The 10,084-nt window shown below is 64.5% G+C and carries 11 protein-coding genes; 7 read left to right on the plus strand and 4 right to left on the minus strand.

The window, feature by feature from the left end; genetic code table 11:
• On the minus strand, window positions 1-631 hold a 631-nt coding region (locus tag VFJ08_RS08685), incomplete at its 3' end, for an ATP-binding cassette domain-containing protein (RefSeq protein WP_324996802.1).
• A 199-nt stretch (window positions 632-830) separates the two neighbouring features.
• A complete protein-coding gene (locus tag VFJ08_RS08690; protein ID WP_324996803.1) occupies window positions 831-1,811 on the minus strand; it encodes a substrate-binding domain-containing protein in 981 nt (326 codons plus the stop codon).
• Between the two features lie 294 nt (window positions 1,812-2,105).
• Here VFJ08_RS08690 and VFJ08_RS08695 point away from each other — a divergent pair, with 294 nt between their 5' ends.
• The 7 genes from VFJ08_RS08695 to VFJ08_RS08725 all read left to right on the plus strand — a co-directional run bounded on the left by VFJ08_RS08695 (window position 2,106) and on the right by VFJ08_RS08725 (window position 8,140).
• A complete protein-coding gene (locus VFJ08_RS08695) occupies window positions 2,106-2,747 on the plus strand; it encodes a glucose-6-phosphate isomerase (protein WP_324996804.1) in 642 nt (213 codons plus the stop codon).
• A gap of 8 nt (window positions 2,748-2,755) precedes the next feature.
• Window positions 2,756-3,439, plus strand: a complete 684-nt coding sequence (eda, locus tag VFJ08_RS08700; RefSeq protein WP_324996805.1) for a bifunctional 4-hydroxy-2-oxoglutarate aldolase/2-dehydro-3-deoxy-phosphogluconate aldolase — start codon at window positions 2,756-2,758, stop codon at window positions 3,437-3,439.
• Window positions 3,436-4,401: a hypothetical protein gene (locus VFJ08_RS08705; protein ID WP_324996806.1), complete on the plus strand. Its 966-nt coding sequence runs from the start codon at window positions 3,436-3,438 to the stop codon at window positions 4,399-4,401. Before eda ends, VFJ08_RS08705 begins: the two co-directional genes overlap by 4 nt.
• A complete protein-coding gene (locus VFJ08_RS08710; RefSeq protein ID WP_324996807.1) occupies window positions 4,398-5,345 on the plus strand; it encodes a phosphoglycerate dehydrogenase in 948 nt (315 codons plus the stop codon). Before VFJ08_RS08705 ends, VFJ08_RS08710 begins: the two co-directional genes overlap by 4 nt.
• Window positions 5,342-6,217 (plus strand): MBL fold metallo-hydrolase, encoded by an 876-nt coding sequence (locus VFJ08_RS08715; protein WP_324996808.1) that lies wholly within the window; start codon window positions 5,342-5,344, stop codon window positions 6,215-6,217. Before VFJ08_RS08710 ends, VFJ08_RS08715 begins: the two co-directional genes overlap by 4 nt.
• Window positions 6,218-6,450: 233 nt before the next feature.
• On the plus strand, window positions 6,451-7,314 hold the full coding sequence (locus VFJ08_RS08720; RefSeq protein ID WP_324996809.1) for an SIS domain-containing protein: 864 nt from the start codon (window positions 6,451-6,453) through the stop codon (window positions 7,312-7,314).
• A gap of 52 nt (window positions 7,315-7,366) precedes the next feature.
• Window positions 7,367-8,140: an SDR family NAD(P)-dependent oxidoreductase gene (locus tag VFJ08_RS08725; protein WP_324996810.1), complete on the plus strand. Its 774-nt coding sequence runs from the start codon at window positions 7,367-7,369 to the stop codon at window positions 8,138-8,140.
• Window positions 8,141-8,209: 69 nt separating this feature from the next.
• On the opposite strand, the gene VFJ08_RS08730 is transcribed toward VFJ08_RS08725, so the two are convergent.
• The gene (locus VFJ08_RS08730; RefSeq protein WP_324996811.1) at window positions 8,210-8,911 is read right to left on the minus strand and encodes a TIGR04282 family arsenosugar biosynthesis glycosyltransferase; all 702 of its coding nucleotides are present in this window, start codon (window positions 8,909-8,911) and stop codon (window positions 8,210-8,212) included.
• On the minus strand, window positions 8,898-10,084 hold a 1,187-nt coding region (locus VFJ08_RS08735), incomplete at its 5' end, for a TIGR04283 family arsenosugar biosynthesis glycosyltransferase (protein WP_324996812.1). The genes VFJ08_RS08730 and VFJ08_RS08735, both read right to left, overlap by 14 nt.

The raw sequence follows: 10,084 nt of genomic DNA on the forward strand, positions 1-10,084 counted from the left end.
GATCGGCGCAGCGAAAAATCTCGTCGAGCCGATGGGATATATAGACGATCGATACGCCCCGCGTGGCTAGATCGCGCACGATATCGAGCAGACGCCGCGCATCGTCCGGCCCCAGAACCGCGGTCGGCTCGTCCAGCACCAGCAGCGATACGTCGCGGGACAGCGCCTTGGCGATCTCGACCACCTGCTGATGCGCCACCGATAGATCGGATACGAGCGCGCCGGGATCGATATCGAATCCCAGGCGTTCGATCAACGCCCGAGCCCGGGCCTGCATCGATCGCCAATTGATCCAACCGGGCAGTTCGCCGATAAAGATGTTCTCAGCAACGGTCAGATCGCCCGCCAGTTCGAGCTCTTGATGAATGATCGCGATGCCGTGACGGCGCGAATCCTCCGGGCCGTGGAATACCGCGTGCTCGCCGTCGACCTCGATCCGCCCGGCATCCGGACGCAACCCGCCGGAGAGCACTTTCATCAAGGTCGATTTGCCGGCGCCGTTTTCGCCGACCAGGGCATGGACCTCGCCACGACGGATCGCCAGATCCACGCCATCGAGAGCGGCGACGCCGCCAAAACTCTTGCCGATGCCGTGGAGCGAAAACGCCGTTTGGTGTTCGTCAGCCGTCATGATTCACCAATACCCCGCGGCTTGCCGCGGGCACCTTAGCAATGGGGCTTCCAAAGGGGAGAGCTCTCCCCCCTTGGGTCGCCCGCGCGGTTTTATACCGCGCGGGCGAAAGACATTTGATTCACCTGAGACCGAAACGAGGCCGACGGGACGGCGACACCGCCCGCCGGACCTCGACCTTCGACGGGGCGTGCCGTGATCAGAAGGCCGAATTCGGGTTGTAGTACTTATCGACATTGGATTTCGTGATCGCGACCGGCGGGGTATAGGTGATCTTCGGGAAATCCTCGGGCAGTTTCCCGTTGATCGCCTTGATGCCGATATCGACGCCGGTATTGGCGATCAAGTCGGGCGCGTTGAGGCCGGTCACGCCGTATTTGCCTTCCTTGATCAGTTTCAACGCCTGCTTCTGTCCGTCGGCGGCCGCCGCGATGGTGATCTGATCGGTCAGCCCCTGCGCCTTGATCGCACGCCGCGCGCCCAGCGCCATGCTGTCGTTTTCCGACACGAGCAAATTGATGTTCTTACTGGCGGTCAGAATGTCCTCCATCGCGTTCAGACCGCCCTGTTGGGTCCAGTTGCCCCAGCCGTGACCCACGATGGTGTAGTTCTTCTCGCCGTACTTCTGCTTTTGCGCCTTGGCGATACCCGACAAGACGCTCTCGCGGCGCACACGGCCGACCGGGTTGCCCTTGGCGCCCGAGATCAACGCGATCCGCAACGGCTTGCCCCCCATCTTGTCCACGATCCATTGGCCGACCAGTTCGCCGTTCTTCTTGTTATTGGACTGGACCACCGTTACATATTTCGCCGCCTCATTGATCGAGGAATCGAGCACTACGGTCTTCACGCCGTTCTGGGCGGCCTCTCGCGTGACCTGAACGAGCCCGTCCGGGCCGGCGGGGTCCATGATCAACAGATCGATATCACGCGAGAGCATGTCTTCGATGTCCGCGATCTGCTTCATGACCTTGCCCTGGGCATCGGCCGTCAGCACTTTGCAGCCCTTCGCCTTGGCCGCCTTCTTGGCCGACTCCATGAGCTCGGCGAAATAAGGCGCGTTCAGCTGTTTGATCGAGATGCCGACCTTGCAGTCGGCGGCGAAGGCCGGCGATGCCGTACTCATCATCAAGACGCCCGCCGCGACAGCCAGAGTCCAGGCTTTTCTTGTATATCCCATGTTCGTTCTCCTCCAGGGCGTAGGCCACGCCGACCCGTTCGGCGGTGGCAATTAATATCTTGTAGTTAGACTACATTTATAGAGATAAAATAAAATTAATACTTAGGTCTCATGACATGCCAAAACGCGAACAACAGCTACTATCACAACCACTAATTTAATAGTAAATTACTGTAAATAATAATTTTTTAATTACAATCGAGCCATAAAATGATGGCACTCGACAATCGTCTAGCATTGCTTATGCCAGCTATTAATAGTAGTCTAACTACATAATCTGAACGGTACTACGCAATGGACTACCCGGAACCTTTCCAGCTAAAAGTCGATCCCCGGCATGGCCGGCTACTCGGCTCGCCCTCGAACTACCAGAAGAAGCTCTCGGACCTGGCCGGTATTTATCGCGACAGCGCCGCGTTCGACGCGCTCGCGCAAACCGATGGCGACCGGGTGGTGTACGCCGTACAGGACTACCGTCCCGCTTTTGGCGATAACGAACTGATCTTCGGCACGACCTGGATGGCCCCCGGCCGCGTCGGCGATGAATTCTTCATGACCCGGGGGCATATTCATGCCCGGGCCGACCGGCCGGAGATCTACCACGGGCAGAGCGGCCACGGTCTGATGCTGATGGAATCCCCCGAGGGCGATACACGCACGGTCGAGATCTGGGCCGACGTGGTGTGTTACGTGCCACCGTTCTGGATTCATCGCAGCGTCAATCTGGGCGACCAGCCTCTGGTCATGGCCTTCACCTACCCGGTCGACGCCGGACAGGATTACGACGTCATCGCCCGGTCCAACGGCATGCGGTCGCTGATCGTCGACGATGGTCAGGGCGGCTGGGTCGAACGGGCCAACCCCGACTGGCGGCCCCGCACGACCAATCAGATCGAGACAATCCATGCAACGGCCCATGCAACGGTAGGCGCCTGATGAATGCCATGACCCCGAACGCAATCGACCCGGACGCAACCACCGAGATCGGACAGACGATCGCCGAGATCGGTATCGTCCCGGTGATCGCGATCGACGACGAAGCGCAGGCGGCGCCGCTCGCCGAAACCTTGGTCAGCGCCGGCCTGCCGATCGCCGAAATCACGTTCCGTACACCGGCCGCCGCCGGCGTCATCAAGGCCATGCGTGCCGCCGCGCCGGACCTGCTGGTCGGCGCCGGCACGGTTTTGTTTCCGCAAGAAGTCGACGTCGCCGTCGAGGCAGGCGCCCAGTTTGCGCTGGCGCCCGGTCTGGTGCCGTCGGTGGTGGACCATGCGCGCAGCCGCGCGCTGCCGTTCTTTCCCGGTGTCATGACGCCGTCGGATATCGGCAGCGCGCTATCGCTGGGCATCACCACCATGAAGTTCTTCCCGGCCGGCCCCGCCGGCGGACCGGACATGCTCAAGGCTTTAGCGGCCCCGCATGCGCATTGCCATCCGCGTTTCATCCCCACCGGCGGCATCGGAGCGGCGGATATCGAGACCTGGCTGCGGGTGGGCGTGGTGGATGCGATCGGCGGCTCCTGGATCGCCCGGCGTGACGCCATCCGTGAAGGACGCTGGCAGACCATTCACGACAACGCGTCCGCGGCGGTCGAGAGCGCGCGACGTGTCAGGGAACAACAACAATGAGCAGGGCCTATCCGCCGGCCGAGCGGCCGACGTTCTACTTCATCGGGGTCACCACGGGCCAGAGCTCGATCATGCGCGTGTTTCCCGAATGGGCTCGTTATCTGGAGCTGGGCGCCTGCGAGATCCGCGGCATCGACTTTCCCGTAGGCGCCGAGCCCGGGGCCTACCGGGCCGCAGTGGAGTTCATTCGCGACGACCCGCTGTCGCTGGGCGCTCTGGTGACCACCCACAAGATCGACCTGTTCAACGCGGCCCGGGACTTATTCGATGAAATCGATCCCCACGCCGCTTTGATGGGCGAGACGAGCTGCCTTTCCAAACGCGACGGTCGGCTCGTCTGCCATGCCAAGGACCCGATTTCCAGCGGCCTGGCATTGGACGGCTTTCTGGCGGCGGGCCATTTCGCCGAACAGCCGTCCTCGGTGTTCATCATGGGCGCGGGCGGTTCGGCGATGGCCATGACATGGCATCTGACCCGGCCCGACCGCGGCCGCGATCGCCCGCGGAAGATCATCATTTCGAATCTGGATCGACCGCGGCTGGCGCATATCGAGTCGATCCGCGAGCAGCTCAACCCGGACATCCCGATGCGGCTGGTCGCCATCGACGGCCCGGATACCAACGATCGCATACTGGCCGACCTGCCACCGGGCTCGCTGGTGGTCAACGCCACGGGATTGGGCAAGGATGCGCCAGGCTCGCCGCTTGCCGCGCCGTCGTTTCCCGAACGGGGTATCGCCTGGGAGCTCAACTACCGCGGCGATCTGCAATTTCTCGAGCAGGCCCGGGCGCAACGGCAGGCGCGCGATCTGCAAGTCGTGGACGGGTGGACCTATTTCATCCATGGCTGGAGCTGTGTAATCGCGGAAGTCTTCGGTGTCGAGGTGCCATCGCGGGGCCCGGCGTTCGAGGACATGTCGAATATCGCGCAGCGGGCGCGCCACGCGGCGGCCACATCATGACCGCCCGCATACTGGTCACCCCGCGCTCTCTCACCCGGGCGCCGAACGCCGAACTCAAGCGCCTCGAGGATCTGGGTTACGAAATCGTCTACACCCGCGCGGGACAAACGCCCGGCGAAGACGAACTCCTCGCGGCCGTACCCGGCGTGGTCGGCTGGATCGCCGGCGTGGAACCCATCTCCACCCGGGTGATCGACGCCGCCGTCGATTTGAAAGTGATCAGCCGGAACGGATCGGGCATGGATAATGTGCCGATCGACCATGCCGAACGCCACGGCATTCGCGTCCGCCGGGTCTCGGGCGGCAACGCGCGCGGGGTGGCGGAACTGGCGATCACGTTGATCATGAACCTGCTGCGCCATGTCTCCTACAGCAACCAAGCGATCAAGCAGGCCCGTTGGGAACGCCTGATTGGCATGGAGATCGTCGATCGCACCATCGGCGTGATCGGCTGTGGCGCCATCGGCCAGGAGCTATCGCGCATCGCGCTCGCACTCGGCGCGCGCGTGCTCGCCTACGACCCGGCGCCGCAGCATGGATTGTCGCCGCGCGGCGCCTTCCGGTGGACCGATCTGGACACGGTGCTATCGGACGCCGACGCGATCACCCTGCACTGCCCGCAGCCGGCGGACGGCCGCCCGCTGATCGATCGCGCGGCCTTGTCGCGCATGAAAACCGGCGCCCGCCTGGTCAATACCGCCCGCGCCGGACTGGTGGACGAACAGGCCGTGCTCGAAGCCCTGGACCGGAATCGGCTCGGCGGCTTCGCCACGGATGTGTTCGACCGCGAGCCGCCCGAGCTAAGCCCGTTGCTGTCGCATGACCGGGTCGTCACCACCGCGCATATCGGCGCCTACACCCACGAAAGCGTGGCCAATACCACCCGCATGGCGATCGACAACGCGCTCGCGGTTTTGCGTGAGCCGGTCGTATCCGTCTCATGAGCCGCATCGACAGCCGGGCCGTCGCCGGATCGATCGTCGAGGAGATTTGGGCGGAAGATATCTGGGCCGGCGATGCCCCGGGCCCGCAGCTTGCCTGGTTGGGCCAAGCCGGTTTCGCCATCCGGTGGGCGGGCGTGAATCTACTGATCGACCCGTATCTGTCGGACCATCTGGCCGAAAAATACGCCGGCACGCGCTTTCCGCATCGGCGCCTGATGCCACCGCCGCTGGCAATCGACCGGATCGCCCGGTTGGACTATGTGATCTGCACCCACCGCCACAGCGATCATATGGACCCGCCGACCCTGCGCCGCCTCGCCGACCGGCAGCCGGATCTGCGGTTCGTGTTGCCCGAGGCCCTGTTCGAGCACGCGATCGAAACCATCGGGCTGCCGGCGCAGCGCTTGATCGGGATGGATGCCGGGCGGCGCCTGCAACTCGGCGCCCATTTGTATCTCGACGGCATCGCGGCCGCACACGAGTCGCTGGATACCGACGACCAGGGGCGGCATCGCTTTCTGGGCTACGCGCTCAGCTCGGGCGACCAGTGCATCTACCACTCCGGCGACTGCGTGCCGTACGAGGGCCTGGCCGACCGGGTTCGCCGTCACGCGCCCCAACTGGCGCTGTTGCCGGTCAATGGCCGCTCGCCCTATCTGCAACAAGCGGGCGTCCCGGGCAATTTCCATCTCGACGAAGCGATCACGCTGTGCATGGAAGCCGGGATTCCTTCGCTCATGGCGCATCACTTCGGCATGTTCGCCTTCAACACCCTGGCCCCGGAACAAATCGACGCGGCGGCCGAACGCGACGGCGCCCCGCCCGAACTGATCCGGCCGCACACGGATCGTGTTTATTGCCTGATCGCCTAGGAGCCTGTCGGACTCAGGATGATTCTGCTGCGCTGATGGGACACCGGCATAACAACCCCGATTTCTCGTTACGTAGAACCACTATGCGCCTCAAAATCGTGAAAATTTCTGCTCGCCGTCCCACCATGCTCGCTACGAACCCCTGAGTCCGACAGGCTCCTAGCCATCACCAAACACGCGTATAGTCGAAGCCGCGCAACCCTATCGTGCCCCACTCTCGAATTCACTCGCCTATGCCCGCACAACTCGACGGCAATATCCTGGAAGTCATCGAGTCGCAGAAGGCTTCGATGCGCCCCTCGCAGCGCAAGGTGGCCGAGCGCATTCTTGAAGACGGCGCCGCCGTGCTCGGCACGACCCTTTCCGAGCTGGCGCGCGGGGCTGGCGTCAGCGAGCCCACCGTGATCCGATTCTGCCGCGAGATCGGCTGCAGCGGTTTCCGCGAACTCAAGATCAACCTCGCGCGCAGCGCCGCATTCGGCCTGTCGGCCACCGAACTCGAGCTGTCGGCCGAGGACAGCCCCGCCGAAGTGGGCGAGAAAATCTTCGACGCCTCGCTCAACAGCCTCGATCATTGCCGTCGCAATCTGGATTGGCAGGAAATCGACCGTGGCGTCGACCTGCTATCCGAGGCCCGGCACATCGAATTCTTCGGTTATGGCGCCTCCGGGATCGTCGCCCAGGACGCGCAACAGAAATTCGCCTTGTTCGGCTGCACCTGCGCCTATCAGATCGACGCCCACCAGCAATACATCGCCGCCTCCATGCTCGGTCCAAACGATGTGGCGGTCGCCGTATCCAATACCGGCACGACGCGCAGCGTGGTGGAGTTCGTGCGCACGGCGCGCCTGAACGGCGCGCGCGTGCTCGCGATTTCGGGCGCCAAGAGCCCGCTGCTGGAGCAAAGCGATGTCGGGATCGTGGTCGAAACCCGCGAAAACACGGAACTCTACACGCCGACCATTTCACGCTTGGCGGCGCTGATCGTGATCGACATCCTGTCGACCAACGTCGCCATTCGCCGCGGTCCCTCCCACGCCGCCAAGATTCAGCACATGAAAAAAGGCCTGGCCGAGATGCGCGCGCTCAATCTCTGACATAGTCGCGCCTGAGCACCGAACCCGTCCATACCAACGAACCGCTGACCCTATGTATCTCGAACACTACAATCTGAAAGGGCACCGCGCCCTGATCACCGGCGCCGGGCGCGGTATCGGCCTGGCCTCGGCCCAAGCTCTGGCTGAAGCCGGGGCCGAGATTCTGATTACCGATTACGACGCCGCCTCCGCCGACGCCGCCGCCGAACAGTTCCGAGCCGAGGGCTTCCAGGCGACCGCCCACCGGTTGGACGTCACCGACCGCGCCGCCGTCAACGCGCTTCGGGATGCACTGGATGAGCGCGGCGAAAGCGTCGACATCCTGGTCAACAATGCGGGCATCGCTATTTCCGGCGAGCCCGCCGAATCGATGTCCGAGGCCACGTGGTCCCGCGTGATCGACGTCAATCTCAACGGCGTATTCTGGATGTGCCAAGCGTTCGGCCGAACGATGCTGGCTGCCGGCGGCGGCACGATCGTCAATATCGGCTCCATGTCGGCCGACATCGTCAATCGCCCGCAGGAGCAGTCGCAGTACAACGCCTCCAAGGCCGCGGTACATCATCTGACTCGCTCGCTGGCCGCCGAGTGGGCCGAACGCGGGGTTCGCGTGAACGCCGTCGCGCCCACCTATATCGACACGCCCCTGAACCAGTATGTTTACGACAAGCCGGAGATGTATCGCTACTGGATCGACGGCACGCCGATGAAACGCATGGGCCAGCCCGAGGAAGTCGCCGCCGTCGTGCTGTTTTTGGCCAGCCGCGCATCGAGCCTGATGACCGGCTCGATCGTGACCGCCGACGCGGGCTATACCCTTTGGTAATCGTAGTGGCGCCCGCGCGGCGGTGTTCGACCTACGAAGCGTAACCGCCGATGCCGGGACGCCCGGCGCTTATTCCGGTAACGCGTTCAGCACGCCCAGCGCCCGCGCTCGGAGCAAGTCTTCCGGCCGATCGATATCCCACAGCATCGGCTGTTCGCGCCAAGTAAAACCGGCGGCGACGAGCCGGGCGCGCGTCTGCGCCATGACCCGAGCCGTGCCCCAGGCAATATCGCCGAACAAGGCATCGAGAACCGCCGCGCGCCGGTCCCGGGCCGCGGGGCCCAGGCCGACGAGCACATAACCGCCGTCTTCGACCGGGATGAACACCGCGTCGGTGTCGGCGTCGTTCACCGCCCGCCCGGCCGCACGCAGATCGGCGGCGGCGAGCACCGGGCAATCGCTGCCGATCAACAGCACGCATCGGTGGATCGGCGACAATGCGGCGATCGCCGACCGCATACGCGCGCCCAGATCGGCGCCCTGTTGGGGATACGCGGGCACACGAAATCGATCGCGAACCGGACCCAGCGTGGCATGGGCCGGATCGCCGGCCACCCAGAGCGAAACCCGCGGGCCGGCCGCCTCGCGGGCGACCGTCAGCGTCCGGTCCAGCAGGTTGCGTTGGAGCGCGGCCGCGCCCGCCGCGCCCAGCGCCGGAATCAGCCGCGTCTTGACCCGCCCCGGAACCAGAGGCTTGGCGAAGACGGCGATATGCAGAGCCGCGGGATCGCGCTCGGCAAACAATCGCCAGTGCTCGTCACGAACGGACATGGCGATACCACAGCGCGAGCCGGGCCGGCGAAACGCCGCAAAAATAAGCGGCTCTCAGTCCCCACATCAAGGCGACGGTTTGCAACAATCCCTGCCGGGTCCAGCGGCGTCCGGAAGTGGCCACGCGCGCCCGGAGACACAGCGGCGGCGACAGGCGCTTGAGTCGACGGCAGATCGCAATATCCTCCATCAGCGCTTGTTCGGGAAAGCCGCCCACCCGAGCAAAGGCCGCGCGGGTCGTAAACACGGCCTGATCGCCGGTGGCGATGCCGGTCAGGCGGGAACGCCGGTTCATCAGCGCCGCGATTACGGCGAGCATGGCGCCGCCGCCGTCGATATGCACATCGAAACGCCCCCATACGCGGGCGCTGTCGGCCAGGCCGCGCTTGATATAATCGTCGGCTGCCGCCGGCAGCCGGGTGTCGGCGTGCAGAAACAGCAGAATATCGCCGCGGGCTACCCGGGCGCCGGCATTCATTTGGGTTGCGCGCCCCCGCCCGGCCACGAAAGCGCGGTCGGCATACGGCCGGGCGAGCGCCAGCGTGTCGTCGTCGCTGCCGCCGTCGACCACGATCACCTCGGCGCCGCGACGACGCAACGGCGCCAGCGCCTGCAGCGCACCGGCGACGATCGTCGCCTCGCGGTAGACCGGCACGACGATGGACAGCGTCGCTGCATCGGCCATGAGCGTGTGTCGGACCCGGCCGCGCCGCGCCTGAAACAGGGCCATGAGCTTACGCGCGATCAGCGGAAACAGGCCCAGCAGCACGAGCGCGGCGATCAGCCCCGGCGAGAACACATCGGCGACGTGGTCGATCGCCGCGATCCGGGTGCCGGCGTAGACATACACGACGGTACCGGCCAGCATGCCGATCTGGCTGATCGCATAGAACGTGACGGTGCGCATGGGCGTCAGGCCCATCACCAGATTGATCACGAAGAACGGGAACACGGGCACCAGACGCAGCGAGAACAGATACCAGGCGCCGTCTTTCTCGATGCCGTCATTGACGGCCTGCAATCGCCGCCGGTAGCGTTTCTGTACCCAGTCGCGCAGCAGAAAACGCGCGGCCAGAAACGCCAGCGTGGCCCCGATCGAGGAGGCGAACGACACCAGCAGCACGCCCCGAACCAGCCCAAACAAGGCGCCGCCGGCCAGCGTCATGACGGTGG

The organism is Salinisphaera sp. (assembly GCF_035690525.1).
Classification (GTDB): domain Bacteria; phylum Pseudomonadota; class Gammaproteobacteria; order Nevskiales; family Salinisphaeraceae; genus Salinisphaera.

Excerpts from the sequence above, each read along its gene's own strand:
- VFJ08_RS08695 (WP_324996804.1), top strand. The coding sequence starts at position 2,106 with ATGGACTACCCGGAACCTTTCCAGCTAAAAGTCGATCCCCGGCATGGC.
- VFJ08_RS08720 (WP_324996809.1), top strand. The coding sequence starts at position 6,451 with ATGCCCGCACAACTCGACGGCAATATCCTGGAAGTCATCGAGTCGCAG.
- eda (WP_324996805.1), top strand. The coding sequence starts at position 2,756 with ATGACCCCGAACGCAATCGACCCGGACGCAACCACCGAGATCGGACAG.
- VFJ08_RS08690 (WP_324996803.1), bottom strand. The coding sequence starts at position 1,811 with ATGGGATATACAAGAAAAGCCTGGACTCTGGCTGTCGCGGCGGGCGTC.
- VFJ08_RS08710 (WP_324996807.1), top strand. The coding sequence starts at position 4,398 with ATGACCGCCCGCATACTGGTCACCCCGCGCTCTCTCACCCGGGCGCCG.
- VFJ08_RS08725 (WP_324996810.1), top strand. The coding sequence starts at position 7,367 with ATGTATCTCGAACACTACAATCTGAAAGGGCACCGCGCCCTGATCACC.
- VFJ08_RS08730 (WP_324996811.1), bottom strand. The coding sequence starts at position 8,911 with ATGTCCGTTCGTGACGAGCACTGGCGATTGTTTGCCGAGCGCGATCCC.
- VFJ08_RS08715 (WP_324996808.1), top strand. The coding sequence starts at position 5,342 with ATGAGCCGCATCGACAGCCGGGCCGTCGCCGGATCGATCGTCGAGGAG.
- VFJ08_RS08705 (WP_324996806.1), top strand. The coding sequence starts at position 3,436 with ATGAGCAGGGCCTATCCGCCGGCCGAGCGGCCGACGTTCTACTTCATC.